General features: G+C 61.7%; 25 protein-coding genes and 1 tRNA gene. 15 read left to right on the top strand and 11 right to left on the bottom strand.

The window, feature by feature from the left end:
* The first annotated feature begins 57 nt into the window (after positions 1-57).
* The 3 genes from CFR79_RS12150 to CFR79_RS12140 are packed head-to-tail and all read left to right on the top strand — an operon-like array spanning position 58 to position 2,788.
* Positions 58-801, top strand: a complete 744-nt coding sequence (locus CFR79_RS12150) for a (Fe-S)-binding protein (RefSeq protein WP_102325233.1) — start codon at positions 58-60, stop codon at positions 799-801.
* On the top strand, positions 798-2,207 hold the full coding sequence (locus tag CFR79_RS12145) for a lactate utilization protein B (RefSeq protein WP_110548066.1): 1,410 nt from the start codon (positions 798-800) through the stop codon (positions 2,205-2,207). Before CFR79_RS12150 ends, CFR79_RS12145 begins: the two co-directional genes overlap by 4 nt.
* On the top strand, positions 2,204-2,788 hold the full coding sequence (locus CFR79_RS12140) for a LutC/YkgG family protein (protein ID WP_110548065.1): 585 nt from the start codon (positions 2,204-2,206) through the stop codon (positions 2,786-2,788). The genes CFR79_RS12145 and CFR79_RS12140 overlap by 4 nt, the downstream gene beginning before the upstream one ends.
* 57 nt (positions 2,789-2,845) lie before the next feature.
* On the opposite strand, the gene CFR79_RS12135 is transcribed toward CFR79_RS12140, so the two are convergent.
* The 3 genes from CFR79_RS12135 to CFR79_RS12125 form a co-directional block, all read right to left on the bottom strand.
* Positions 2,846-3,115, bottom strand: a complete 270-nt coding sequence (locus tag CFR79_RS12135; RefSeq protein ID WP_102325230.1) for an HU family DNA-binding protein — start codon at positions 3,113-3,115, stop codon at positions 2,846-2,848.
* A 353-nt stretch (positions 3,116-3,468) separates the two neighbouring features.
* Positions 3,469-4,908, bottom strand: coding sequence for a calcium-binding protein (locus CFR79_RS12130; protein WP_110548064.1), 1,440 nt, complete (start codon positions 4,906-4,908; stop codon positions 3,469-3,471).
* Positions 4,909-5,068: 160 nt separating this feature from the next.
* Positions 5,069-7,129 carry an NAD(+) synthase gene (locus CFR79_RS12125; RefSeq protein WP_110548063.1) on the bottom strand — a complete coding sequence of 687 codons (2,061 nt, stop codon included), beginning with the start codon at positions 7,127-7,129 and terminating at the stop codon, positions 5,069-5,071.
* 125 nt (positions 7,130-7,254) lie between these two features.
* Here CFR79_RS12125 and CFR79_RS12120 point away from each other — a divergent pair, with 125 nt between their 5' ends.
* Positions 7,255-7,431, top strand: coding sequence for a DUF1328 domain-containing protein (locus CFR79_RS12120; RefSeq protein ID WP_102325228.1), 177 nt, complete (start codon positions 7,255-7,257; stop codon positions 7,429-7,431).
* Here CFR79_RS12120 and CFR79_RS12115 read toward each other — a convergent pair.
* The 7 genes from CFR79_RS12115 to CFR79_RS12085 form a co-directional block, all read right to left on the bottom strand.
* The gene (locus CFR79_RS12115; protein ID WP_102325227.1) at positions 7,388-7,903 is read right to left on the bottom strand and encodes a disulfide bond formation protein B; all 516 of its coding nucleotides are present in this window, start codon (positions 7,901-7,903) and stop codon (positions 7,388-7,390) included. The two genes, CFR79_RS12120 and CFR79_RS12115, sit on opposite strands and share 44 nt — an antisense overlap.
* Before the next feature lie 6 nt (positions 7,904-7,909).
* Positions 7,910-9,262, bottom strand: a complete 1,353-nt coding sequence (locus CFR79_RS12110; RefSeq protein ID WP_110548062.1) for an alpha,alpha-trehalose-phosphate synthase (UDP-forming) — start codon at positions 9,260-9,262, stop codon at positions 7,910-7,912.
* Positions 9,250-10,005 carry a trehalose-phosphatase gene (otsB, locus tag CFR79_RS12105; RefSeq protein WP_110548061.1) on the bottom strand — a complete coding sequence of 252 codons (756 nt, stop codon included), beginning with the start codon at positions 10,003-10,005 and terminating at the stop codon, positions 9,250-9,252. The genes CFR79_RS12110 and otsB overlap by 13 nt, the downstream gene beginning before the upstream one ends.
* 94 nt (positions 10,006-10,099) lie before the next feature.
* Positions 10,100-10,759 carry a DUF2155 domain-containing protein gene (locus CFR79_RS12100; protein ID WP_110548060.1) on the bottom strand — a complete coding sequence of 220 codons (660 nt, stop codon included), beginning with the start codon at positions 10,757-10,759 and terminating at the stop codon, positions 10,100-10,102.
* The gene (locus CFR79_RS12095) at positions 10,756-10,986 is read right to left on the bottom strand and encodes a hypothetical protein (RefSeq protein ID WP_110548059.1); all 231 of its coding nucleotides are present in this window, start codon (positions 10,984-10,986) and stop codon (positions 10,756-10,758) included. The genes CFR79_RS12100 and CFR79_RS12095 overlap by 4 nt, the downstream gene beginning before the upstream one ends.
* Positions 10,983-11,519, bottom strand: a complete 537-nt coding sequence (gene mlaD / locus CFR79_RS12090; RefSeq protein ID WP_102325222.1) for an outer membrane lipid asymmetry maintenance protein MlaD — start codon at positions 11,517-11,519, stop codon at positions 10,983-10,985. The genes CFR79_RS12095 and mlaD overlap by 4 nt, the downstream gene beginning before the upstream one ends.
* Before the next feature lie 59 nt (positions 11,520-11,578).
* Positions 11,579-11,947, bottom strand: a complete 369-nt coding sequence (locus CFR79_RS12085) for an NADH-ubiquinone oxidoreductase subunit NDUFA12 family protein (protein WP_102325221.1) — start codon at positions 11,945-11,947, stop codon at positions 11,579-11,581.
* Positions 11,948-12,267: 320 nt separating this feature from the next.
* On the opposite strand from CFR79_RS12085, the gene CFR79_RS12080 reads away from it, so the two are divergent.
* From CFR79_RS12080 to CFR79_RS12055, 6 genes are all read left to right on the top strand, one after another.
* Positions 12,268-13,863, top strand: a complete 1,596-nt coding sequence (locus CFR79_RS12080; protein WP_110548058.1) for a TSCPD domain-containing protein — start codon at positions 12,268-12,270, stop codon at positions 13,861-13,863.
* A 39-nt stretch (positions 13,864-13,902) separates the two neighbouring features.
* Entirely contained in the window at positions 13,903-14,370 is a 468-nt protein-coding gene (locus CFR79_RS12075; protein WP_110548057.1) for a RidA family protein, read from the top strand.
* An 81-nt stretch (positions 14,371-14,451) separates the two neighbouring features.
* Positions 14,452-15,606: a GNAT family N-acetyltransferase gene (locus CFR79_RS12070; protein WP_162900396.1), complete on the top strand. Its 1,155-nt coding sequence runs from the start codon at positions 14,452-14,454 to the stop codon at positions 15,604-15,606.
* A gap of 103 nt (positions 15,607-15,709) precedes the next feature.
* Positions 15,710-16,696 carry a zinc-dependent alcohol dehydrogenase family protein gene (locus CFR79_RS12065; RefSeq protein ID WP_102325218.1) on the top strand — a complete coding sequence of 329 codons (987 nt, stop codon included), beginning with the start codon at positions 15,710-15,712 and terminating at the stop codon, positions 16,694-16,696.
* A 164-nt stretch (positions 16,697-16,860) separates the two neighbouring features.
* Positions 16,861-18,612 carry a DEAD/DEAH box helicase gene (locus tag CFR79_RS12060; RefSeq protein ID WP_102325217.1) on the top strand — a complete coding sequence of 584 codons (1,752 nt, stop codon included), beginning with the start codon at positions 16,861-16,863 and terminating at the stop codon, positions 18,610-18,612.
* A 97-nt stretch (positions 18,613-18,709) separates the two neighbouring features.
* The gene (locus tag CFR79_RS12055; RefSeq protein WP_110548078.1) at positions 18,710-19,468 is read left to right on the top strand and encodes a hypothetical protein; all 759 of its coding nucleotides are present in this window, start codon (positions 18,710-18,712) and stop codon (positions 19,466-19,468) included.
* 63 nt (positions 19,469-19,531) lie between these two features.
* On the opposite strand, the gene CFR79_RS12050 is transcribed toward CFR79_RS12055, so the two are convergent.
* Entirely contained in the window at positions 19,532-20,050 is a 519-nt protein-coding gene (locus CFR79_RS12050) for a hypothetical protein (protein ID WP_110548056.1), read from the bottom strand.
* 316 nt (positions 20,051-20,366) lie between these two features.
* On the opposite strand from CFR79_RS12050, the gene CFR79_RS12045 reads away from it, so the two are divergent.
* From CFR79_RS12045 to CFR79_RS12025, 5 genes are all read left to right on the top strand, one after another.
* Complete coding sequence (locus CFR79_RS12045) at positions 20,367-20,585, top strand: hypothetical protein (protein ID WP_102325317.1); 219 nt, start codon at positions 20,367-20,369, stop codon at positions 20,583-20,585.
* The gene (locus CFR79_RS12040) at positions 20,582-21,253 is read left to right on the top strand and encodes a helix-turn-helix transcriptional regulator (RefSeq protein WP_110548055.1); all 672 of its coding nucleotides are present in this window, start codon (positions 20,582-20,584) and stop codon (positions 21,251-21,253) included. The genes CFR79_RS12045 and CFR79_RS12040 overlap by 4 nt, the downstream gene beginning before the upstream one ends.
* 233 nt (positions 21,254-21,486) lie before the next feature.
* Complete coding sequence (gene lepA, locus CFR79_RS12035; protein WP_102325214.1) at positions 21,487-23,292, top strand: translation elongation factor 4; 1,806 nt, start codon at positions 21,487-21,489, stop codon at positions 23,290-23,292.
* A 132-nt stretch (positions 23,293-23,424) separates the two neighbouring features.
* Positions 23,425-23,515: transfer RNA gene (locus CFR79_RS12030), tRNA-Ser, on the top strand.
* Between the two features lie 506 nt (positions 23,516-24,021).
* Complete coding sequence (locus CFR79_RS12025) at positions 24,022-24,780, top strand: HNH endonuclease (protein ID WP_146220137.1); 759 nt, start codon at positions 24,022-24,024, stop codon at positions 24,778-24,780.
* Positions 24,781-24,933 lie beyond the last annotated feature (153 nt).

Here is a 24,933-nt window from a genome sequence, read left to right as displayed (position 1 = left end):
AATAACATGCCATGCGCCACGTTTCGCGCCAATCGTGCTGAGGATGAGTATCCCGTAATGAAGATTGGCCTGTTCATTCCATGTTATATCGACGCGTTCTACCCCGAGGCGGGAATCGCCACGCTGGAACTGCTGGAGAAACTGGGGCTGGATGTTGAATATCCGCTGGACCAGACCTGCTGTGGCCAGCCGATGGGCAATTCAGGCTGCAATTCGGACGCTGCGGCGGCGGAAGCGCTGTTCGTGCGCAACTTCGCGCGCTTCGACAAGATCGTCATGCCTTCGGGAAGCTGCACACATCATGTGCGCGACAATTTCGATGCGATTCCCCAGACCGACGAAGTCCGCCATGTGCGTGAAAACACCTTCGAACTGGTGGAATTCCTGCATGACGTGCTGAAGGTGGACGCCTTCCCATGGGCGGAGTTCAATCACACCGTCGGACTGCATAACAGTTGCGGCACGCTGCGCGCCCTGCGCACCGCCAGCATGTCCGAACTGGGGGAAAAGCCGTTCTCAAAGCCGATGGACCTGCTGAAAAAAGTCCGGGGCATCCGCTTCGTTACCCCGAAACGGCCTGATGAATGCTGCGGCTTCGGCGGCACCTTCTCGGTTACGGAAGAAGCCGTGTCCGCCCGCATGGGCGTGGACAAGGTACGCGACCATCATCAGGCCGGGGCGGAATACATCGTCTCCGCCGATTCGTCGTGCACGATGCACCAGCAGGGCTGTGCCGAACGCGCGGGCGTTCCCATCCGCTTCATTCATATCGCGCAGATCCTTAACGGAGCAGCAGAATGAGCAACAGACCGGTCAATCACGCAAAGGCCGCCGCGCATTTTCTGGAAGATGCGCCCCATCTCCAGTTCCATGACGAACGCCTGTGGGACATGCGCCAGAAGCGTGACGCGCAGATGCACATCCTGCCGGAATGGCAGGAACTGCGCGAGGAGGCATCGCGCATCAAGGAACACACGCTCTCGCGCCTGCCCGAATATCTTGAACAGTTCGAGGAAAACGCGAAGAAGAACGGCATCCACGTCCACTGGGCGCGCGACGGGGCGGAACATAACCGCATCGTGGGTGAAATCCTCAAGGCCCATAACGCGCGCAACCTGATCAAGAGCAAGTCCATGGTCACCGAGGAGTGTGACATGCGGCCCTATCTTGCAAAACAGGGCGTTACCGTGACCGAAACGGATCTGGGCGAACGCATCCAGCAGCTTGATGACCAGTTGCCCAGCCATATCGTGGTCCCGGCCGTTCACAAGCTGACATCGGACGTGGCGAAGATATTCGCCAAGGACTACCACACCGATCCCGATATCCGTGACCCGCACCTGCTGGCCGAAGCGCAGCGTCAGGCCGCGCGGCCGGTGATCCTGCACGCCGATGCAGGCATGACGGGCGGCAATTTCGTGGTGGCGGAAACCGGCACGTTCGTTGTCTGCACCAATGAAGGCAATGCCGACCTGAGTGCGACAGTGCCCAACCTGCATATCGCCACCATCGGCATCGAACGCCTTGTGCCGCGCATGGCCGATCTGGGCATTTTCATCCGCCTGCTGTCACGCAGTGCGCTGGGATCGCCCATCACACAGTACACCACCCATTTCCGTGGCCCGCAGAAGGGCGGCGAGATGCATGTGGTGCTGGTGGATAATGGCCGTTCCGCCCGCCTTGGCATGGAAGATTTCTGGACATCGCTCAAATGCATCCGCTGTGGCGCGTGCATGAATACCTGTCCGGTTTACCGCCGGTCTGGCGGGCTGTCCTATGGCGCGGTCTATTCCGGCCCGATCGGCGCGATCATCGATCCCACCTTCAACGAGCGCAAATACAGCACGCTTCCCTATGCCTCGACGCTGAACGGAAGCTGCACCAATGTCTGCCCGGTCAAGATCAACATCCACGAACAGCTTTACAAATGGCGTCGCGTGCTGGTGCAGCACCATGAAATGCCCTTCGTCAAGCGCGAGATCATGCACATGGCGGGCAAGCTCATGGGGCAGCCCAAGATGTATCGCGCCGCCATCAAGATGACCGAGGTCTCGCTGGCCAGCATGCCGCGCTTCGTGCTGTATAACTGGCTGAACCCGTGGGGCAAGCACCGCGAAAACCCCCATCCGGTCAAGCAGACCTTCCATGACTGGTACAAGAAAAACCGCGCACCCGGCCAGACTGACGCAGCGGAGACCGCAAAATGAGCGCACGCGATGAAATCCTGCAGGCCCTGCGGAACAATCGCCCCACGCCGGAAAACCATCCCCTGCCGCCCGTTGCGACACTGGGCGACCTAGATGCCAGCCGCGAGCGTTTCATCACCAGCCTGAAGATACTGGGCGGTGACGTACTGGAACCGGTGGAGGGTGAAACGCTGGACGAAGCCATCCTGCGCCGCCACCCGGATGCGAAGGTGATCTGTTCCAACGTGCCGGAGGCCAGGGGGACGCTGCCGGTCGAGCGGATCAAGACCCCGCAGGATGCCGCGACGATAGACGTGACCGTGGTGCGCGCAGCCTTCGGCATTGCGGAAATGGGATCGATCTTCCTGAGCGAAGCCCAGCTTCCGATCAATTCCTTTGCCCATCTGGGGCAGCATATCGTGGTGGTGCTGTCAGCCGATGCGATTACGGCCAACATGCATACTGCGTATCAGAAGCAGCCGGAATTCCGGTCCGCCAATTATGGCGTGCTGATGAGCGGCCCGTCCGCCACGGCGGATATTCAGGGCGTGCTGATCCGTGGCGCACAGGGCGTGCGCACGCTTTCCGTCTGGTTTACCTGACAGCAACCCGCAATCCGTCCCGGCCCCATCATGGCATGTGGCCGGGACGGGCTGGTATCAGACCGCCTTTTTAAGGTTCGGGCTGGCCTTGAAGCGTACGGTCTTGCCCGCCTTGACCTTGACCGCTTCGCCCGTGCGGGGGTTGAGCGCCTTGCGCGCCTTGGTCTTCTTGACGGTAAATGTTCCGAAAGACGGTAGGGTAAAGCCCCCTTCCCGCTTGAGTTCCTTGACAATCGCTGCAATCAGGTCAGAGGCCGCCTGGTTGGCCGCAACGCCGGTGCAATCGATTGAATCCTGTATAACAGCGGCAATAAAGGCCTTACTCATCGGAACAGCGCGCTCCTTCCTGGCTAAAAATTGATTGCGTCAATATTTGCGCCCGCATGGAATTGATTGGACATAACCACCCACCGGGGCTGGACGGTCGCGGCTTGTAACCTGATGACAGGGGTTAGGCCAGCAATTTTTTGTTATCACATGAAAATTTATCTTGATCAGATCAGCAAGAACCGCATCCGTCCCATATTTCGCAGTCATATAAGGGAATCTATCGGATAACGAAAGTTTTATAACGTAACCGAATCATTTAACCGGCGTTAAACCGGGCCTGCACCAGAGAATAGGCACCACCCCGTCATTACGGGGCGGCACCGTTTGCGGCGCAGGGATATGTCGGCCGGTCAGCTTTTGAAATTCTGGACCTTGAGATCGGTTACACCGACAAAGGTAATCTGGGTCTTGTCGCCAAGGCTGACAGTCGTGCTGCCGCCCGCAATGGTGGCGTTATCCAGCATCGACTGTATCGACGCCGGAGTCGCGTCAAAACCTGACAGTTTGACGATATTGGCAGCCGACTTTCCAAAATCCTGGATAATGTCGTGGCCCCCGTCCTGACCGTGGATAAAATCGAATTCCGTCGTCCCGCTCCCTGCCTTGAGCAGATCATTGCCCGATCCGGCCTGAAGGATATTCTGGCCATTGCCGCCGATCAGCGTGTCATTACCCGTGCCACCCATTGCGTACAGCGTCCCCCCCGACAGGCCGCCATCCAGTGTCTCGTTCCCGCCGGCGGCGTGGTAGGTCATGCTGCGGGTGGTGCCAGCGGTAAGATCCAGGCCAGCCGCACCAAAAATGGTGGCGTTGCTTCCGGTCACGGTATCTGAAATGCCGCTGCTGCCATCAATGAAGGTCAGGGTTCCCGGTACGCTGACCTGAATGGTGCTGTTGTCGAGACCATCAATCTGCGTCGTCTGACTGGCGGAAATCGTATCGCTGCTGCCCCCCGTGATGGACAGGCTGCCATCCGCCACAATCGAACTGCCACTGACCGTATCAAGCACAAGGCTGCCATGGCCGTTGATGACGTCATCCTGTCCGCCCTGCACGGTATTGATGGTCTGGTCCGTATATTCGTCTTCAAAAAAGCCGCCGTCATCATAGGCATTGATGGTGTCGTTACCGGTATTCTGCACGACCACGCCATCAATGACCTCAACGGTCGATACCCCGCCGCTGAACAGCGTTGTCGATGACCCCGGCATGGACCAGTTTCCCGTAACCGTAGGCGTGCCCGCATAGCCATAGACCGTATCCGATCCGCCCATCGTATGGACGGTATCCTGCCCCGCGCCACTGACCACGGCGCTATTGCCCCCGGCGGCGTCATAATTTACCTGCCCCGGTCCGGCATTGTACTCCACGGTGCCAAGATCGCCGTCCATGACATTGACGGACGATGACGTGCTGCTGCCCTGCAGACCGATATCCTGATCCAGCGGGGTCGTGGTGGTGCTGCCGATATCGACAAGGGAAGCAGTGCTGTCGATGGCATATGTTCCGCCACTGGTGACATCCTGCACGCCCGCAGTCCCGGCGTTGCTGCGCAGGGTCTGATCGATGTCCTCCACGCCTGTAACGCGTCCGGTCTGCTGGGTTGTCGTGGCGCCCCCCGCCACGGTTGCGATATCCGCGCCAAAAGCATTGGTGCCAAGCGTAAGCTGGCTGAGCGCACGCAGTGCCTGCTGCTCGCCGACCTGCTGCAGCCCCTGTATGAGCGCACCGCTGTCCTGATTGATTCCCAGCAACAGTCCGGTTGCGCCGGTTACGGTCACATCACCCATGAATTCCGGTCCTTTTCACGCCCTGCGGGAAAGGGCGTGCCTGCATCCCCTGCCGCAGATGATCCGTTGTTCCGCTGCCATGACGGGAGCGGAACAGGCTTCATTCAGGACCGATATAGTCTTGATCAGTTAAGAAATTCAGAATCCGGAGCGGATTGGTTCAGTTTAATGGCACGCGGTGTTCGAGTTCCTCCAGCCAGATGCGGGCATTGCCGTCCGACGGCGCGCGCCAGTCACCACGGGGCGACAGCGCGCCCCCTGCCACCACCTTTGGCCCGTTGGGCATGGCCGAACGCTTGAACTGGCTGAACCCGAAGAAGCGGCGCAGGAAAACACCCAGCCAGTGCCGGATTTCAGCCAGTGTATACGCCTGCCTGCTGTCCGGCGGAAAACCGGGGGGCCACTCGCCCGCCTGCGCATTTCCCCATGCATGCAGGGCCATGAATGCGATACGGGAGGGACGGAAACCATAACGCAGCACATGGAACAGGGTGAAATCCTGCAATGCGTAAGGGCCGATCAGCGCTTCGGTGCTCTGCACGGCCTGTCCGGGCGATGCGGGCACCAGTTCGGGCGAAATTTCGGTCGACAGGATCGCCTCCAGCACCGTGCGGGTGCGGGCATCTTCCTGCCCGTTCGCCATGACCCAACGGATCAGGTGCTGGATCAGGGTTTTGGGCAGGCCGGAATTGACGTTGTAATGCGCCATCTGGTCGCCCACGCCATAAGTACACCATCCCAGCGCCAGTTCGGACAGGTCCCCCGTGCCAATCACGATTCCACCCGTCTGGTTGGCCAGACGGAACAGGTAATCCGTGCGCAGCCCGGCCTGCACGTTTTCAAACGTGACATCATAGATCGGCAGGTCCTGTGCAAACGGATGACCCATCTGTTCCAGCATGAGGCGTGCGGCGGGGCGGATGTCTATCTCCTGCGCCTGCACACCCAGTGCCGCCATAAGTTCATGGGCATTGCCGCGCGTGCCGTCGGTAGTACCGAAACCCGGCATGGTGTAGCCCCGCACTGCCTGCCGCCCCAGTCCGCTTTCATCCGCCGCCCGCACGGCCACCAGCAGGGCATGCGTCGAATCCAGTCCGCCCGATACCCCGATCACCAGCGTTTTCGCACCCGAAGCCTGCAACCGTCGCTTCAGCGCCGTCACCTGTATGGTGAAAGCTTCGTAACAGTCCTGATCCAGCAGCGCCGGATCGCTTGGCACGAAGGGAAAACGGGGAATGGCGCGACGCAGGCCGATATCCCCGGCAGGTGGCGTGACGGACAGGGCGATACGACGCCATTCCTGCGTGATGGTCTGGGCACGGTTATTGGCGAACGTGCCCATGCGCAGGCGTTCCTGCCGCAGCAGGTCCAGATCGATATCCGCCAGCAATGTCACCAGACCGGAAGGAAAGCGCGCGCTTTCGGCCAGTATCGTGCCATTTTCAAAAATCGATGCCTGACCGTCCCATGCGACATCGGTGGTCGATTCCCCCTCGCCCGCGGCAGCATAGACATAGGCACAGACACATCGCGCCGAATGGGACTGGCACAGCAGGGTGCGCGTACGCGCCTTGCCAACCGTGATGTTGCTGGCGGACAGGTTCGCAATGACCGACGCACCGGCCAGGGCCGCATGGATGCCCGGCGGCTGCGGCACCCACATGTCCTCACAGATTTCAGCGGCGACCACCAGTCCCGGCACGCCCTGCACATCGAACAGCAGGTCTGTGCCAAAAGGCACGTCAGAACCGTCGAGAAGAATATGACCGTCGCGCAGCCCGGCCCCGGCGGTGAACTGCCGGGCTTCATAAAACTCACGGTAATTGGGCAGGTAGGATTTCGGGATGATGCCGACAATACGGCCATCATGCAGGGCGACGGCGCAGTTATACAGCGCATCGCGCCACACCACCGGCGCGCCCACCAGCACCAGTGGCCGTAACCCCGCCGTCTGCCGCGCAAGCCAGACCAGGGCGTCATTCACCCGGTCAAGCAGGACGTCCTGCTGCCGCAGATCCTCGATCGCGTAGCCCGACAGGCCCAGCTCGGGAAACACCGCCACCACAGCGCCCGCATCATGGCAGGCACGGATACCATCATACGTGCGGCGGGCATTTTCCATCGGATCGGCCAGCACAACAGGCAGCGTACAGGCCGCCACGCGGGCGAAACCATGCTGGTACAGATTGTAAAATCCGCTTGTCGTACTGCCTGCTGTCATATCCTGCTTCCCACCCGGCCTGGCCAAAATCATGTGTTCCGATGAACCGCCCGCCCTCTGGCGCATTGTTATAGGGCGGATTCCATTGCCGCGTCTGTCAAACAACGAACGGAAGGAACCGAATCATGGACCTGCTACGCTGGACCATCACATTCCTTGTCCTGGCCCTGATCGCCGCGGTTTTTGGCTTCGGTGGCATTTCAGACACCTTTGCCTATTTCGGCAAGGTGCTGTTCTTCATCTTCATCGTGCTGTTCATCATTGGATTGTTTTTTGGCCGCGGTCGCGGAACATTGCCCTGACCTTGCCGTGGCGGAGCGCAAGGCGCACGGGCAGGATCAGAAGCAGGGCATAGATCCCGTCCATGGCCGCCATTGAAAGGGGCAGGCCCGGCACCAGATAAGTCGCCGCGTCGCACGGTTTGGCCGGGTGGCGCGGCATGGAGGCCAGACGTTCGGCAAAGGTGCCGCCGTGAAAAACCGGGGCGCGGCATGACGGGAATGGACTGATCCACCATCCCTGCTCGACCCCTACATGCACGAACGACAGAACGCCGCCCGATAACAGGACCGGCACGCACAGCCACAGGGCAAGACGCGCCCCCCCACGCGGCAGCACGGCCGCCAGAACGCCAAGTCCGATCACGATACGATAGGGCCAGCGTTCCATCAGGCACAGTTCACACGGCACCGTGCCCAGAACATGCTCGCTCCACCACGCGATACCCAGCGCCATGCAGCCTGCCAGCACGAGCAGTAAGGCATAGGAACGCATGACCGGCTACGACTGGCCCGCGACGGGTGCTGCCTCAAGCGCACGCATGAAATCTGCCGCCCAGCTTATCGCCGTGGTCCGGCTGACTTCCTGTTCTAGCGCCTGCCAGCGCGTGCGCCGTTCATCCACCCCCATGGTCAGGGCGGCATGCAGGGCATCGGCGATCTCATCGGGATCATACGGGTTGACCAGTATCCCTTCTTCCATTTCCGGGGCGGCGCCCGCGAAATGCGACAGGATCAGCACCCCCGGATTGGCCGGGTCCTGGGCTGCGACATATTCCTTGGCCACAAGGTTCATGCCATCGCGCAGCGGGGTGATAAGAGCTGCTTCCGACCGGCGGTAGAATCCCGCCAGCACTTCGCGCGCAATCGGGCGGGTGATGTAGCGGATGGGGGTCCAGTCGAATTCCGAATACGCACCGTTGATCCGGCCGGTCAGTTCATCAAGCTGACGGCGAAGCTGACGATATTCCTCCACCCCCCCGCGTGAGATGGGCGCGACCTGAAGGAAAGTGACCTTGCCCCGATGTTCGGGGTAGCGCGCCAAAAACGCCTCATACCCCCGGAAGCGTTCGGGCAGGCCCTTGGAGTAATCCAGCCGGTCAACGCCCAGCACCAGTTTCGCGCCGCGCAGGCTGGATTCGAGCCGTTCGACCTCCGCCCCCTGCATGCTTTTTTCAGCCTGCGTGCGGAATTCAACCGGGTCGATACCGATGGGGAAGGCCTGCCCCCGTTCGGGCAGATTGTTGACGCGCAGCGCGTGATTGAGGTTTTCCGCATCCTCGGCAGTCTGCACGCCCACCAGATCGTAGCTCTGCATATCCTCAAGCAGCAGGTCCGCGCCAGGCAGCGAGCGTACAAGGCTCCATGGCGGGAACGGGATATGCAGGAAAAAGCCGATACGGCATGTCACGCCAAGATCGCGCAGTGCCTGCCCCAGCGGGAACAGGTGGTAATCATGCACCCAGATCACGTCATCAGGACGCAGCAGCGGCAGCAGCGTGCGGGCGAACATGGCGTTGACCGCAAGGTAGGTTTCCCAGTCCGTGCGGGAATAGTTCATGAGCCCGACGCGGTAATGGAACAGCGGCCACAGGATGCCGTTGGAGAAATTCTGGTAAAATCCCTCATACTGGGCGGGTGTCAGGTCAATGGTGGCGTAGGTCACGTTATCGACCCGGTCCAGCCGGGGCACCGGATCGCCACCGTGAAGCTGGACCTGTTTGCCCGACCAGCCGAACCAGAGCGATTCCCCCTCGCGCAGGGCATCCTTCAGCCCGACGGCCAGACCACCAGCAGGCTGGCTGCGTTCACGCGGGGAAGGAACGCGGTTTGAAACAATAATCAGTCGCCCCATGTATCACTGCCTCCCCCGGCCAGACGCGCAAGCCACGCGCGGAATGCTTCAGGATCAGGGAAATCGGCGGGAATACGCAATCCGATACCACCCAGCTGTTCGGCCATGCGCACGCCGTCCTCATCGGTTACATCGTCGCCCACGAAAATGGGGGACCGCCCGGCAAAGGGCGCACTTTGCATAAGGGCCGCCACCGCATGTCCCTTGTCGATACCCGCTGGCCGGATTTCCCACGCCATCTTGGCTGCCTGCACGTGAAACGCGCCATTGGTGGTTGCGATCCATTCATGCGCGATGCGGCCCAGTTCCGGACCCGCATCGGGCGCGCCGCGGTAATGCAGGACAAAACCCGCCTTCTTGCGTTCGATCCGCACGCCGGGATGGGCCTGCGCCAGACTTTCGGCCTGTTCCAGCCATGCGGCGGGAACAGGCGGCAGCGGCGAGCGTTCGATCGGCTGGCCCGGCGCGTGCCGGATGGCGATGCCATGCTCCCCCGCCACGGCATAGGGCACATCCCCAAGGAAATGGTCGATCTGTTCGATGGAGCGGCCGGAAATGACGGCCAGCGCATTGCCGCACCGCTCGCGCAGGCGTCTGAGCGTATCCAGCAGGCCCGGGGCGACAACGACCGATTCAGGCGTGGGAGCGATATCGACCAGCGTACCGTCAAAATCCAGCAGGAATGCCGCCTTGGCCGGTGGAGGTAGCCGTTCGAGCGAAGGAAGGGAAGATATCTTGCTCATGGTTTTCTAGCCTCCGGCATAGCTGGGGAATACGCAAGCCCGGAACCGGCCCGAACCAAAGCGTGCATTAATACGATATAAACTAAACTTTTTTCTAATGTAGCATCAGGGGCGCACCCCCATCGTCCTCCGGCTGGGATGGTGTGGGGGATACGGATGGGGACGGCACGGGCGGTGCCATCACGGGTGCCTGCACGGGGGACATGCCCTGCGCGGGTGTGCTCTCGCTCCCCGCGGATGGAGCGGGGGATACAGGTGCAGCGGTACCGCCATCCGCAGCGGGCGGCACGGCCGGCTGCGCGGCACTCTGGGCCGCCGCTACGGCAAGCGGCGGCGGGATGGGGGCCACGACATCCCCGCTACAGGCCACAAGCTGCACATCATAAAGCGGGTTCTGGAATACGCCCGTCGCGGGTTCCGCAACCGCCATCCAGCCCTGGAACGGGGTCATGCCCTTATGCGCATCACGCACTTCCAGCCATGCCGCACTGTCGGCAGGCAGGGTAGGCGGGCGCTGGAGGCACGATGTCACATGCACCGTCAGGCTTTTATAGGTCGCATCCTGCCCGACCGGAACGGTCAGCGTCTGGGTATGGGCGTCGAGTTTGTCGAGCACACGCACAACCGCGACTGACTGGCCCTGCCATGTATCGGCCGGATAGATGGCAGGTGCGGGCAGCCATTCAACAGCATGGGCACTGACGGGCAGGCAGGCGAGCAGCAGAACGGGCAGGCAGCGCGCAGCCGACCTCATACCTTGGGGCTCCGCAGGTTATTGACCACATCAAGCAGGATCTGGCGCATTGCGGCCTCATCCACGCCCATCAGGATGGCATCCTCGAACGCATCACGCAGGATTCCCTGAATCTCTTCATGATTTTCCTGCAATATCAGCAATTTGTCCCGACATGAGACGGGTGTGCCATCAGATTGTGGCCAGATGCGGGGCGTCGTCGCATTATCCGATGCGTCGTGGCTCATGGCGCGTCTCCACCACCGGGCGGCGGCAGTTGCTGCGCGGCCTTGTCCTGCCGGTTCTTCGTCAGTGTATCGGTGACGGAAAAGATGAACTTGCTTAAAAGCTGCTCAAGGCTGATCGCGCCCTGCGTCTGGCCGATCATGCCGCCGGGGGCCAGCATCTTCTCATCCCCGCCCGGAGATAGCGCGATATACTTGCCGCCCAGCAGGCTGTCGCTGGTGATGATCGCCGCCGTATCATCGGGCAGCTTTATGTCCGGCCGCACCGTAAAGGTAACCTGCGCCGCATAGGTCTTCGGGTCGACATGTTCGTCAACCACCTGCCCCACCGTAATACCGGCCAGCCGCACATCCGACCCGATGGACAGGCCATCGATATGGGCAAAACCCGCATTCAGCCGGTAGCCCGTTTCATGCGGGCGTCCCTTGTCAACAACGGCGTAAACCAGCAGCCCGGCCAGCGCCGCCAGTACGGCGAAACCGGCAAGAAGTTCCGTTGGCTGACGGCCTGCGCGCCCTGAAACAGCAGCAACCATGGTGGCTAAGCTTCCCCAATATCCGATGGGACGCACCCTAGCAGGTTACGCCACCGACTTCATCCCTCGGGGTACCATGCCTCATAATCGCTGGTGGTTGAAGCCCGCTGGCCGCCCTGCACATCGCTGCCGGGGGGATGATAGGCTTCCGGCGTGCCGGTGCGGTTGGGCTGCCACGGCTGCTGCCATGGCTGGCGCGCGCTTTCGGGCAGGGGTGCTGCCTCCATATGGTGCAGCCAGCCCCACCATTCGGGCGGAACGGCGGATGCGTCCTCCCCCTTATGGTAGATGACCCAGCGTTCATGCCGCTTTTCCCCGCCGCCAGTGCGGTTGAGGGTCCGGGCCTCATAATAACACCGGCCATCGGCGTCCCTGCCGACCAGCCGCCCCCTGAAACGGGTATAGATACGGGTGCCTAGATTTGCCATGCACGCAGCCTAATCCGCGCGTGCCCGCATGGTCCACGCGGATATGCGCACGCGCCCGTCACATCTGCGGGATCGGTCATCCGTCCACCCTGCGCGAAACACCATATGAACCCGCGCGCGTAGGGGCTGCCCCCGGTCTGCTGGCCCGGCGGATGGCCCGGATTCCGGACCCCGGCACCCCGGCCAGCCCCGATTTTTCACCGCTGCGGCACACCGTTTGCAGTTATCCCCCATATCCACGGTATCCAGTGGAATGTATAGTTGCGACTCCGCTCCAAACGGGTTCCGCCCGCCCTGTACGTGCCGGTAAAACAGTAGGCATGACAGCACGAAGCCACTGGAACGGCGTGCGCATGCGCACCGTCGAGGCCGCAGCCGACCCCGACGACGCCCCACGTTCCGTTACCCTGCCCGCCGACTGGGATGACACGGCAGCCGCGGCCCTTGCCCGGCTGGCCCCCGGTCACGGTCCCGCCAGCCTGCCGGTCGAGGCCGCGCGATGGATAGATGACCTGTGTCTGGGCGAAGTGTCCGGTCCGGTCATCCGGCCCGTCGCGCGCACGCTGTCGTGCCTCCTGCTCATGCGGCAGGCGGCGCCGGCGGAAAGCCTGTGGCATGGCCATCACGACCGCAGACCCGCCTTCGTGGTCAACCTTGCCGCGTTCGTGGAAGCCGATAACGGCTTCATGGCGCAGGATTTCGTCGCCGCCCTGCGGCTGCTGGCCCGCGTCCTGCGCGCGGTGTCGCAACAGAAAATCCATATGCGCAACGGCGAACTGCCCCTGCCCGAACCTGCGGGCCGCGCCACGCCGCACCTGCGGCCCGTGGTGATGCCGCAGCCGGTGGAAAGCCATGAGCGCCTGCCCAACGCCGGCACCATCCAGTTGACCAATCTCGATGCCTGCCTCGCCGGGCTGGGACTGGATTACGACAGCGAGACCGGACGGGATGCGGCCTGCAGCATCGTGGCGCTGGCAACCCTTGTCGCCCATGCGGGCGAGGGTGCTGACGCCATGCCCCTGCCGCCCGTGCGCAGCGTGCTGCCCGGTGTCAGCCAGATTGCCCGCGCCGTGTGGCAGGAAGCCGCAGTCGAGGCCGACCAGCCCGCGGCCCGGGTGGAAACCGGCTTTTCCACCCCCGGCCCGATTGATGCGCTGCTGGGTGTGGAAGCCTGTGGCCTTGCGCCGGTGTTTTCCCCGCTGCGTGCCGACGGGCGGCTGGCCATGAGCACGCTGGCCCGTCTGGCCTGCCGGGGACTGACGCTGGAAGCCGCCTTCGCGGCGACGCTGGCGGGTGAAACCGTGCTGCCGCTGCCCGGCGCCGTTTCGCATCAGGCCATGCACCGCGCACTGAGCGGTTTTGTCGATCATGTCCCTGCCCGCCCCGACGCCACGCGCGATACGCTGGCCACCCGGTCCGGTCTGGAACGCGGCGTGCGCCGCAACCTGCCGCCGCGTCATGGGGGCTTCACCCAGAAAGCAAGCGTGGGCGGTCATCGCCTGTTCCTGCGCACGGGGGAATATGCCGACGGGTCGCTGGGTGAAATCAGCCTGACGCCCACGCGCGAAAGCCCGATGGTGCGCGGGCTTATGGACACGCTGGGTCAGGCGGTCAGCATTGGCCTGCAATATGGCGCGCCGCTGGAAAGCTATGTGGAGGCCTTTGCCTACACCCATTTCGGCCCTGCCGGCACGGTGGAGGGCGATCCGGTTGCATCCTATGCGACATCCATGCTGGACTACGCATTCCGGGCCCTGTCCGATGCCTATCTGGGTCGCAGGCTGCCCGATGCCCCGCATGAGGATATGATGGCGGACAGCCCTGCCCCCATGCTGCCGCTTGACCTGCCCGAATCCGGGCATGACGATGGTGATGACACGCCACCCCGGCGGCGTGGGCTGCGACTGGTCGGATAAGGCCGGTCCATCCCGCCACCCTGACAGAAGGATACCCCGATGCCTGACACAACTCCCGAACAGCGCCTGAAGAACCTTGGCATTGTCCTGCCCACACCCGCCGCCCCGGTGGCGAATTACGTCGCCGCCGTAATCAGCGGTTCATCGCTGGTGGTGTCCGGGCAGCTTCCGCTGGTGGATGGCAAGCTGCTGACCACGGGCAAGCTGGGTGACAGTGTTGCGGTGGAACTGGCGGTCGAGGCCGCGCGCTACAGCATGATCAACGTGATCGCGCAGGTGAAGGCCGCCATTGGCGACCTGTCGCGCGTGCGCAGGGTTGTCCGTCTGGGCGGGTTCATCGCCTGCACGCCCGACTTCACGCAGCATGCCGCCGTCATGAATGGTGCATCCGACCTTGCGGTTGCGGTATTTGGTGATGCGGGCCGTCATGCCCGTTCCACCGTGGGGGTGCCGTCACTGCCGCTTGATTCGGCAGTGGAAGTGGAAGGACTGTTCGAAATCGCCTGATGTAAAACGCATCAGACATAAGCTTAGGGAGCCTGTCATGTCCCAGATGCCCCACGCACCCGACCTGATGGTGCGTCTGTCATGACCGGCACCACAATGATCCTGCATCGCAGGATAGCCGAAATCCCGGCACGGGAATGGGACGACTGCGCGGGCGATGACAATCCCTTTGTCAGCCATGCCTTCCTGTCGGCGCTGGAAGAAAGTGGTTCCACCTCCCCCCAGACCGGCTGGCTGCCCCAGCATCTTGTCTTGCGCAACGGTGCGGGGCGACTGCTGGCAGTGGCCCCGCTCTATGCCAAAAGCCATTCTTTTGGCGAATACGTCTTTGACCAGCAATGGGCGCAGGCCTTTGCGCAGGCGGGCGGGCAGTACTATCCCAAACTGCAGGCTGCGGTTCCCTTCTCCCCCGTGCCGGGCCCGCGCCTGCTGGTGCATCCCGATGCGCCCGATGCCGACGCGCTGCGCCAGCTTGCCGCCCGCGCGCTGCGACAGGCATGCGGGGAACTGGGCCTGTCATCCGTCCATGTCACGTTCTGCACGCAGCATGAATATGACCTGATGGGCCAGACGGGCTGGTTGCAGCGCCTTGGGGTGCAGTACCACTGGGATAACTGCGACTACACCACGTTTGACGATTTTCTGGACACGCTGGCCTCACGCAAGCGCAAGGCCATCCGACGCGAACGGCGTGACGCCAATGCGTGCGGGCTGACTTTCCATACCTATCGCGGCCACGAAATTACCGAATCCCTGTGGCATGATTTCTATCAGTTCTACCTGTCCACCGTGGACCGTAAATGGGGCCGCGCCTATCTCCAGCCCGGTTTCTTTCCCCTGCTGTCACAACGTCTGGGCGACCGGGTGGTGCTGATGGTGGCACGACAGAACGGGGTGCCTGTGGCCGGTGCGCTCAACCTCATGGGCCGCGATACGCTGTACGGGCGTAACTGGGGGCGGCTGGAAGGGGACTGGCCGTTCCTGCATTTTGAACTGTGCTATTACCGCGCCATCGACTTCGCCATCGCCACCGGACTGAAACGGGTGGAAGCGGGCGCGCAGGGCGAACACAAGCTGCAACGCGGCTACCGCCCCTGCCTGACCCATTCCGCGCACTGGATCGACCATCCCGGCCTGCGCGAAGCCGTGGCCGATTACCTGCGGCATGAACGCGCGGCGATAGAAGCGGAACTGCCCGCCCTTGATGCACTGACCCCCTACCGCGCCGATCTGTGATCGCCCGATGATGCAGGTCATGCCGCACGGACCGACGGGCATGATATAACACGTTCCTTACCAGCGCCCCCAGGGGCCGCACCGACAGCGCAAGGACCGGACCATGTACGCAATGCGACTGCTTGCCCCGCACACTCCCCTGCAATGGACCGAACTACCCGATCCACAGCCGGGACCGGGCCAGATCCGTGTCCGGGTCGGAGCGTGTGGCGTGTGCCGCACCGACCTGCATGTCGTGGATGCGGACCTGCCCTTCCCCGGCCACGCGCTGACACCGGGGCACGAGATCGTAGGGCGGATCGACGCCATCGGCCCGAATGTGGAAGGGCTGCATATGGGCCAGCGGGTCGGCATTCCGTGGCTGGGCCATACCTGCGGATGCTGCCATTACTGCGAAACCGACCATGAAAACCTGTGTGACCATCCCCTGTTTACCGGGTACACGCGCGATGGCGGCTATGCCACGATGGCGGTGGCGGACGCGCATTTCACCTTTCCCCTGCCAGACGGCGATGACGACGTGGCGACAGCGCCCCTGCTGTGCGCGGGGCTGATCGGCTGGCGGTCACTGGTCATGGCGGGGAAAGACGCGCGCAGCATCGGGCTGTACGGGTTCGGGGCCGCCGCCCATATCATCGCGCAGGTGGCGATATGGCAGGGGCGTTCGGTTTACGCCTTCACCCGCCCCGGCGATACCAGAACGCAGGAATTCGCCCGCTCGCTGGGCTGCGTATGGGCAGGTGGATCGGACGAAGCCCCGCCTGAACAGTTGGACGCCACCATTATTTTCGCCCCCGTGGGCGCGCTGGTGCCTGCGGCGCTCAAGGCCGTGCACAAGGCCGGGCGCGTGGTCTGCGCCGGTATCCATATGAGCGAGATCCCGGCCTTTTCCTACGACCTGCTGTGGGAAGAACGCCAGATCGTGTCGGTCGCCAACCTGACGCGGCAGGACGGCATCGACTTTCTGGATATTGTCCCGCGCGTGGGCATCCGTACCACAACCACGCCCTACCCCCTGCGTGAGGCCAACAGGGCGCTGGATGACCTGCGTCACGGCCGCTTCGAAGGGGCCGCCGTACTGGTGCCCTGAGCGTCCCATACCGGCGGGGCGGAATGTCCCGCCATTATTATTTCTGGCTTTTGGGACAATCATTCTTTATGCACCGGCCTTCTCCCTGACGCATGAACGGCCGGCGGCCAGTTTCCTTCCTGCGTCGCCCGTGTTCTTCATGTTTTGTCCGGATTGCCCGATACATGCCGTTTCCTGAAACCCACCCCGCCCTGCAACGCGCGCTGGACGAGCGTGGGTACGATACCCCGACTCCCGTCCAGAAAGCTGTTCTCGATGTTTCCGCCGAAGGGCGCGACCTGCTTGTTTCCGCCCAGACGGGTTCGGGCAAGACCGTCGCCTTCGGTATCGCCATGGCCGATACCCTGCTTGGCGGGGCGGATCATTTCGGCCAGGCGGGACCGCCGCTGGCTGTCATCATCGCGCCGACGCGCGAACTGGCCATGCAGGTCACACGCGAACTGACGTGGCTTTACGCCCCCGCTGGCGGCCGCATCGTATCGTGCATCGGCGGCATGGACGCACGGCGTGAAGCCCGCGCCCTGCAGCTTGGCGCGCATATCGTTGTCGGCACGCCGGGACGGCTGTGCGATCACCAGTCGCGTGGGCGTCTGGACATGTCGGCCCTGCGCGTGGTCGTGCTGGACGAAGCGGACGAGATGCTTGACCTCGGCTTCCGCGACGAGCTTGAGCAACTGCTTGACGCCATGCCCAAGACGCGGCGCACGCTGCTGTTCTCGGCCACCATCGCCAAGGAAATCGCATCGCTGGCGCGCCGTTACCAGAACGACGCGGTGCGTATCGACACCCTGTCGGGCGCCAAGCAGCATGCCGATATCGAATATCGCGCCATCGTGGCCGACGCGCGGGAACTGATCCCCGCCGTGGTCAACGTGCTGCGTTATACCGACAGCCAGACCACCATGGTCTTCTGCGCCACGCGTGAAATGGTCCGCCATATGCAGGCAGCACTGGTGGAACGCGGCTTCTCCTCCGTCGCCCTGTCGGGTGAGCTGGGGCAGAACGAGCGTACCCGCGCCATCGACAGCCTGCGCAAGGGTCAGGCCAATGTCTGCGTTGCAACCGACGTCGCGGCCCGTGGCATCGACATCCCGGCGCTGGCGCTGGTGGTCCATGCGACCCTGCCGACCGATCCGGCCACGCTGCTGCACCGTTCGGGCCGTACGGGCCGTGCGGGCCGCAAGGGCGTATGCGTGCTGATGGTTCCCATGTCACAGCGCCGCCGTGCCGAGCGGCTGATGCAGGGTGCGAAAATCACCGCCACATGGTCCGGCGTGCCCACGGCTGCGGAAATCCGCGCCAATGACGCCAGGCGCCTGCTGGCCGATCCCGCCCTGGAGCAGGATGTGAGCGAAGCGGATGCGGAACTGGTGGGCCAGCTTGTCGAAGGCCGCAGCAAGGAGCAGCTTGCCGCCGCCCTGCTGCAGATGTATCGCGCCCGGCTTCCGGCAGCGGAAAACGTGCGCCACATCACGCCCGAAGCACCGCGCCCCGTCCGTGAAGGTGCCGCCCGTCCGCCGCGTGAAAATTATGAGAGCCGTGAACCCGGCGCATGGTTTGCCATGAGTGTCGGCCGTCAGGACAAGGCCGACCCGAAGTGGCTGATCCCCCTGATCTGCCGCCTTGGTGGTGTGCGCAAGGCGGATATTGGCGCCATCCGCATCAACGATACCCAGACCCTGTTCGAGATCACGCCGGAATCGACGGACAAGTTCCGTTCCTGCATTGCCTCGATCGAAAATGACGAAGTGCAGATCACCGACGCCACGGCCCCCGCAGGTGGCCCGGCGCGCCGGAGCGGTCCGCCGCGTGGTGGCCGTCCGTTCGCCCGCAAGCCCGGTGGCGGCGGCCGTCCCGGTGGCTTTGGTGGCCCGCCGCGCAGTGGCGCTTCCTCACGCAAGCGTCCGCGCACCTGAAGGTTGCGGGCAACCGTATCCACAACTGAGCGTTTCATTCATGCCCGGCATTTCATGTCGGGCATGTTTTTTACAGACTCAGGAAACAGGTTTGCCCGTGCTGGATATCCGTCGTTCCCTTCTTTCCCTGACTTCCCTCCTCGCCCTGTGCGCCGTCACCAACAGACCGGCACATGCGGCCCCCGATACGGCGCTGGAGCAGGAACTTGCTGCTGCGACCGGACATTACGCCGCCGACAGCAACCTGCTGGGCACGGGTCCGCTGGCTGATATCCTGAAGCAGGAACTGGGCGCGCAGTATGGCAGCTTCATCCAGAACATGCAGGTCGCAGGCCCCCTGACCGCCGCGGGTGATGTCCTGTTCATGACGGGAAACAAGCCCCATGAAGGGGGCAGCAGTATCGCATGGCTGGTGCTGGACCGCTCGGGCCGCGACATGACCGCGGGCATTCTCAACCCCGGCCAGCTTTCGCTTTACACGACGGGCACGACCCCCGTTACCAAACCGGCTGATGTGCGCACATTGCTGGAAAACCAGAACATGGCCCCACCGCTGTGCAACCAGCCACAGGATCTGGCGCAGGGTGCAAGGCTGGAATGGCGTGCCACGCTGGAACACGGTGCAACCTGCGTATACCGTCTTGGGCTGCATCGGGGGGAACAGGTGACGGCCCGGCTGAAATCGCGTCATGACGATCTGAGCCTGCGCGTGATGGACCCCCATATCGAACCGGCGGCCAACAAACTGTCATGGACGGTGCCGCAGGACGATCTGTATCTGGTGCAGGTGACGCTGCGCCCCGGCGCTACGGTGCAGAAGGCTCAGCCCTACCGGCTGACCATCACCGCCCGGTAACGCGAGGGATTTCAGCCCCCCGAAAACAGAAGGCCCATGCCGCCATGGCATGGGCCTTCGTGGTTACTGGCCGTTACCGCCCAGGAAGTTGTTCACATCCGAACCTGTCTGGTTCTTCAGCGTATTCCAGCGCTGTTTTTCCTCGCTGCCTGCATTGCGCAGGGAATCCAGCCGGTTTTTCGGCGCATTGCGAATCGCATCCAGACGGTCGCGACCGTTCTGGATCTTCTGATCAACGCGACTGCGTTCATCCGTCAGGTTCTGTGCCTCGCTATCGCGGGCCTTCTGCCACTTGCCCACCGTATTGTCGCGCAGGCTGTTGACCTTGTCGTCATAGCCCTGACGCAGGTTCTGCTGGCCGTTCTTCAGCGCCTGCTCACGATCCTGCACGCTCTGGTTGACGGAGTTGTTGTAGGACTGAACGCGATTGTTGGCGCAGTTCTCAGCCTGCGCCGCGCGGCCCAGCACATCCCATTTGGGGGTGTTCTGTCCGCTGCCGCAATCCGCCGCCATCGCACCGACAGAGCCGCCAAATGTGACGCCCGCGATGGACAGGGCAAGAATATATTCCCGAATTCTCATAAACACAGCCTTGAAAATTGATTACTACATGAACATCGCCAAAAGATGCACCATATCGTGGTCAGAAATATGACAATGCACTTTCTTTCTGAAAGAATATGATACTCCATTCCTGAAAACGTAGAGCACACAGCACATGCCACCCTCCACACAGGCGCAGACGATACCGGTCTATATACCGTGTCCCATAATGGACAGCCCTGAGCTTTCCCGGTAATTGACACGCCCGGAACCCTACCTGACCATGTGTAAATCCCAGGTTACCCGCCCCATGACATGGCGGCGTGACCATCCGCCCCGTTGTCGGTCCCTGCCCATGTGGAATGAACCCTATCTTGAGACCTGCTGCCGTTCCGCCCTGCACCGGCTGAAACTGAGCGGACCTGACGGCCGTCCGCAGGACCAGCGCGATGAACCCTGCCTGCGTCGGCTGGAACGTATGGGACTGGCCCGGTTGAACGATGGGCAGCGCTTCACCCTGACGGAACAGGGACAGGCCCGGCACCGGACCGAAATACTGAAACTGCCGACATGATCAGCCATGCCGATATCTGGCGCGCCATAGACCGGCTGGCCGCCGAACGCGGGCTGACCCCCTCCGGCCTGGCCCGCGCGGCGGGTCTGGACAGCACCACGTTCAACCCTTCCAAACGCATCACGCCGGCGGGTCGCCCGCGCTGGCCCGGTACGGAAAGCCTGGCGCGCATCCTGTCGGCCACGGGCATTTCGTTTGAGGGATTCAGTCGCCTGCTTCTGGGGCAGAATGATCTGGAAGCGGGGGGCAAGGCCCATCATTCACACCTGAAAATCGTCTCGTTTTCCCAACTGGCCCATCCTGAACTGTTTGACGAAACCGGCCTGCCGGAAGGGGATATATGGGAAAAATGGGATTTTCATGGCACGGCGGACCATCATTCCTATGCCGTGCATCTGGACTGCGATTCCATGGAGCCCATCTTCCGCAAGGGCGGCACACTCATCATTTCCCCCACCGCCGCGATCCGCGTTTCCGACCGTGTGCTTCTGCATACGCCGCAGGGGGCACCATGCTGCGGCATGGTTACCGAACGGTGGCATGACATGCCTGCCACGGCCCCCCTTCACGAACTGGTGCGCATTCAGGGACTGGCCGCAATGATGGGCGAGGAAATCGTTCTGGACGGGACAACCCGTGTCCACCGCATCACCATGGCGTGCATGTAGGGCGCTTTCAGAAAAGAGCGACCGGCAACTGCGAATGCCGCAGGGAAACGGGGAATCGGAGTGCGGGAACTCATGGCACAAAGCCCGCAGCCAGCAGGCCCGAAGCACTGCGGCGTCCGATCCGGCCACCCCGTGGAACCGGGGCGGCGCGTCTGCCGGTGCCTGTGATATTTTCCGCATTACCGGAACAGGTAGCGGCTGACTTTCCCGCAATTTTACACTATGTCTCGCCCATGACCGACACGCCCCTCTCCCTTATCCGCAATTTCTCGATCATCGCGCATATCGACCATGGGAAATCCACCCTGGCCGACCGCCTGATCCAGGCATGCGGTGCGCTGACACAGCGGGAAATGACCAATCAGGTTCTGGACAACATGGATCTGGAACGTGAACGTGGCATCACCATCAAGGCGCAGACCGTACGCCTGTCCTATCCGGCGCAGGACGGCAAGACCTATGTGCTGAACCTTATGGACACGCCGGGCCATGTTGACTTCGCGTATGAGGTCAGCCGCTCGCTGGCCGCGTGCGAGGGGTCGCTGCTGGTGGTCGATGCCTCGCAGGGGGTGGAGGCGCAGACACTGGCCAATGTGTATCAGGCCATCGACGCCAATCATGAAATCGTGCCGGTCCTCAACAAGGTTGACCTGCCTGCCGCCGACTGCGACCGGGTCAAGGAGCAGATCGAGGAAGTGATCGGCATTCCCGCCGATGACGCTGTCGAGGTCTCGGCCAAGACCGGCCTGAATATCGAAGCCGTGCTGGAAGCGCTGGTCAAGCGCCTGCCACCGCCCAAGGGCGATGCCAGCGCGCCGTTGCAGGCCCTGCTGGTCGATAGCTGGTACGACCCGTATCTGGGCGTCATCACGCTGGTACGCGTGAAGGAAGGACGCCTCAAGCGCGGCATGCGCATCCGCATGATGTCCACCGGCGTGGTCCATCTGGTTGATCAGGTGGGTGTGTTCGCCCCGCGCATGACCAATGTGGACGAACTCGGCCCCGGCGAAATCGGCTACATCAACGCCGCGATCAAGACCGTGGCCGACACCAACGTGGGCGACACCCTTACCGACGACCGTCGTCCGGCCAGTGAACCGCTGGCGGGGTTCAAGCCTTCCATCCCCGTGGTCTGGTGCGGCCTGTATCCCGTGGTGGCCGATGATTTTGAAAAGCTGCGCGACAGTCTGGCCAAGCTCCGGCTCAATGACGCCTCGTTCCACTATGAGGCCGAGACATCCGCTGCCCTTGGCTTCGGCTTCCGCTGCGGCTTCCTTGGCCTGCTGCATCTTGAAATCATTCAGGAGCGCCTGAGCCGGGAATTCGATCTCGACCTGATCGCAACGGCCCCGTCGGTTGTCTACCGCATGCTGCTGACCAACGGCACGACAGAAGAACTGCACAACCCCGCCGACATGCCCGATCAGTCCCTGATCGAGAAGATAGAGGAACCCTGGATCAGGGCCACCATCATGGTGCCGGATGAATATCTGGGCGCCGTGCTGACCCTGTGCAGCGAACGCCGTGGCATGCAGGAAGACCTGACCTATGTCGGCAACCGCGCCATGGCGGTCTACCGCCTGCCGCTGAACGAGGTCGTGTTCGACTTCTATGACCGCCTGAAATCGGTTACGCGCGGTTACGCCAGCTTCGATTACCAGATGGACGGATATGAGGAGAGCGACCTTGTGCGTATCTCCATCCTCGTCAATCAGGAACCGGTGGATGCACTGTCATTCATCGCCCACCGCTCGGCTGCGGAAACACGCGGGCGTTCCATCTGCGCCAAGCTCAAGGAACTGATCCCCCGCCAGTTGTTCAAGATTGCGGTGCAGGCCGCGATCGGCAGCCGCATCATCGCGCGTGAGACGATTGGCGCCATGTCGAAGGATGTGACCGCCAAATGTTATGGCGGCGATATTTCACGTAAGCGCAAGCTGCTGGAAAAGCAGAAGGAAGGCAAGAAGCGCATGCGCCAGTTCGGCAAGGTCGAAATCCCGCAGAGCGCCTTCCTCGCTGCCCTGAAGATGGATCAGTAACCAGCCACCCCGTAACGTGCATGGCGGAGCATGAGCATGCTGTTTTCCTCTTGCGCGCAGGAAAATTGGTGATATGTTCCGCACGCATCGGACAGGGCCACCCGACAGGATGGTCCGATCCCGATAACGGCTGGAGAGATGGCCGAGCGGCTTAAGGCGCACGCTTGGAAAGCGTGTGTACGTTAATAGCGTACCGTGGGTTCGAATCCCACTCTCTCCGCCATGTTTCTATGTTTCCTAAAAAATCAGTCAGTTAACTACCTCCAGCGTTACGGTCGCTATGGTGTAGTTACGTGTGCAGCATTACATATCGTAAGATATGAACACATGCACCACATCTTCCGGCGCCCCGGTAAACAAGCACAGAGCGTCGCCTTCATGTGCCGCGTGAGCGCCTTCAAGAGGTAGACAGGGCTCTCGGTGCCAAGAGCAGGCACAAGGGGGAGATAGCCAAGACTCTGAACATGACCGACTGCAAGAAAGCTATAGCCCTACGCCTAGAGATATTGGCAACCATCCACTTTGAGATAGGTATGCACCTGCTAACAACCATCGGTCTGCCGCCGTTGCGTGGATCAAGAAATGCAAGGCAGAGGATATGGTAGAAACAATTCACCGATAGAATCTGGACTGGTCGCACCAGAGGTGCCGCTAAGGCAGTTTTTCTTCTGACACTGCCTTCAATATTCGCTTATCTCTCCCTCAGGATTTATCGGAGGATATTTGGTGGTGGCAAAAACGGAAAAAACGAAGCGCAATCCACCATGGACACGTGACGAGATTATCCTTGCCCTTGATCTTTATCAAAAACTTGAGGGAACATGGCCTGCCCCTGAAGATACAAGAGTTCAGGATTTAAGCCACACCTTGAATAGGCTCTGGCATGCACGGGGTGTTGATGGGGTGACCCTACGCAATCCCAACGGCGTCAAAATGAAGCTTATGAATCTTCGTTCTCATGACCCAGCATTCGAAGATGTGGACGGGTTGAAAGCGGGTAACCGTCTAGAAGTAGAAGTATGGAACGATTTTGCAGGCCAGCCACAACATCTGAGAGAAACGGCTGAAGCTATCCGGCTGGCGATTATGGACAACACCCTATTGTCCACTGCCTATGTAAAAAATGATGCGTTGAGCTCTGAAGAAGTGGATGCCCCTGAGGGAAGAATCCTTACGGTGATGCACCACAGCCGGGAGCGTTCCAGAAAGATTATCCAGGCTAAGAAAAAGGCTGTTCTAACAAAAACAGGACGCCTCGCTTGCGAAGCGTGCGGGTTCGATTTTGCACAGCAATATGGCGATAGAGGACAAGGGTTTATTGAATGTCACCACATCAAACCTCTTTGTGACCTTCCGAAAGAGACAAGAACACGTTTGGATGACTTAGCTCTCGTATGCGCAAATTGTCACCGTATGATCCATGCGCAACGTCCTTGGTTGAATATAGAGGAACTATCCGATCTAATAGGGAGTGGCTGCATGTATTAAAGGCCAACAGGAAAGAACTTCCAACAGGACCAAATTAATCAATTTTCAACGATGAGAGGTGGACCCGTCCGTTCGGACAGTTTTGCGGGCTTGATAAGCTATACCTGGTTGTTGTTATGCCGCCCTTCTGACGGCGTTGCTGTTGGCCATCTG

It is taken from the genome of Komagataeibacter saccharivorans, from assembly GCF_003207825.1.
In the GTDB taxonomy this organism is placed as follows: domain Bacteria; phylum Pseudomonadota; class Alphaproteobacteria; order Acetobacterales; family Acetobacteraceae; genus Komagataeibacter; species Komagataeibacter saccharivorans.
The sequence above is the reverse complement of the archived record's forward strand: the minus strand, read 5'-3'. Positions and strand labels throughout refer to the sequence as shown.

What these genes read in the sequence shown, in the direction of transcription:
- CFR79_RS12145 (WP_110548066.1), top strand. Translation starts at nt 798, where the DNA reads ATGAGCAACAGACCGGTCAATCACGCAAAGGCCGCCGCGCATTTTCTG.
- CFR79_RS12125 (WP_110548063.1), bottom strand. Translation starts at nt 7,129, where the DNA reads ATGACAGCAGGCAGTACGACAAGCGGATTTTACAATCTGTACCAGCAT.
- mlaD (WP_102325222.1), bottom strand. Translation starts at nt 11,519, where the DNA reads ATGGTTGCTGCTGTTTCAGGGCGCGCAGGCCGTCAGCCAACGGAACTT.
- CFR79_RS12070 (WP_162900396.1), top strand. Translation starts at nt 14,452, where the DNA reads ATGACCGGCACCACAATGATCCTGCATCGCAGGATAGCCGAAATCCCG.
- CFR79_RS12110 (WP_110548062.1), bottom strand. Translation starts at nt 9,262, where the DNA reads ATGGGGCGACTGATTATTGTTTCAAACCGCGTTCCTTCCCCGCGTGAA.
- CFR79_RS12135 (WP_102325230.1), bottom strand. Translation starts at nt 3,115, where the DNA reads ATGAGTAAGGCCTTTATTGCCGCTGTTATACAGGATTCAATCGATTGC.
- CFR79_RS12060 (WP_102325217.1), top strand. Translation starts at nt 16,861, where the DNA reads ATGCCGTTTCCTGAAACCCACCCCGCCCTGCAACGCGCGCTGGACGAG.
- CFR79_RS12095 (WP_110548059.1), bottom strand. Translation starts at nt 10,986, where the DNA reads ATGAGCCACGACGCATCGGATAATGCGACGACGCCCCGCATCTGGCCA.
- lepA (WP_102325214.1), top strand. Translation starts at nt 21,487, where the DNA reads ATGACCGACACGCCCCTCTCCCTTATCCGCAATTTCTCGATCATCGCG.
- CFR79_RS12045 (WP_102325317.1), top strand. Translation starts at nt 20,367, where the DNA reads ATGTGGAATGAACCCTATCTTGAGACCTGCTGCCGTTCCGCCCTGCAC.
- CFR79_RS12115 (WP_102325227.1), bottom strand. Translation starts at nt 7,903, where the DNA reads ATGCGTTCCTATGCCTTACTGCTCGTGCTGGCAGGCTGCATGGCGCTG.
- CFR79_RS12100 (WP_110548060.1), bottom strand. Translation starts at nt 10,759, where the DNA reads ATGAGGTCGGCTGCGCGCTGCCTGCCCGTTCTGCTGCTCGCCTGCCTG.
- CFR79_RS12130 (WP_110548064.1), bottom strand. Translation starts at nt 4,908, where the DNA reads ATGGGTGATGTGACCGTAACCGGCGCAACCGGACTGTTGCTGGGAATC.
- CFR79_RS12080 (WP_110548058.1), top strand. Translation starts at nt 12,268, where the DNA reads ATGACAGCACGAAGCCACTGGAACGGCGTGCGCATGCGCACCGTCGAG.
- CFR79_RS12150 (WP_102325233.1), top strand. Translation starts at nt 58, where the DNA reads ATGAAGATTGGCCTGTTCATTCCATGTTATATCGACGCGTTCTACCCC.
- CFR79_RS12040 (WP_110548055.1), top strand. Translation starts at nt 20,582, where the DNA reads ATGATCAGCCATGCCGATATCTGGCGCGCCATAGACCGGCTGGCCGCC.
- CFR79_RS12075 (WP_110548057.1), top strand. Translation starts at nt 13,903, where the DNA reads ATGCCTGACACAACTCCCGAACAGCGCCTGAAGAACCTTGGCATTGTC.
- CFR79_RS12050 (WP_110548056.1), bottom strand. Translation starts at nt 20,050, where the DNA reads ATGAGAATTCGGGAATATATTCTTGCCCTGTCCATCGCGGGCGTCACA.
- CFR79_RS12140 (WP_110548065.1), top strand. Translation starts at nt 2,204, where the DNA reads ATGAGCGCACGCGATGAAATCCTGCAGGCCCTGCGGAACAATCGCCCC.
- CFR79_RS12120 (WP_102325228.1), top strand. Translation starts at nt 7,255, where the DNA reads ATGGACCTGCTACGCTGGACCATCACATTCCTTGTCCTGGCCCTGATC.
- CFR79_RS12085 (WP_102325221.1), bottom strand. Translation starts at nt 11,947, where the DNA reads ATGGCAAATCTAGGCACCCGTATCTATACCCGTTTCAGGGGGCGGCTG.
- CFR79_RS12065 (WP_102325218.1), top strand. Translation starts at nt 15,710, where the DNA reads ATGTACGCAATGCGACTGCTTGCCCCGCACACTCCCCTGCAATGGACC.
- otsB (WP_110548061.1), bottom strand. Translation starts at nt 10,005, where the DNA reads ATGAGCAAGATATCTTCCCTTCCTTCGCTCGAACGGCTACCTCCACCG.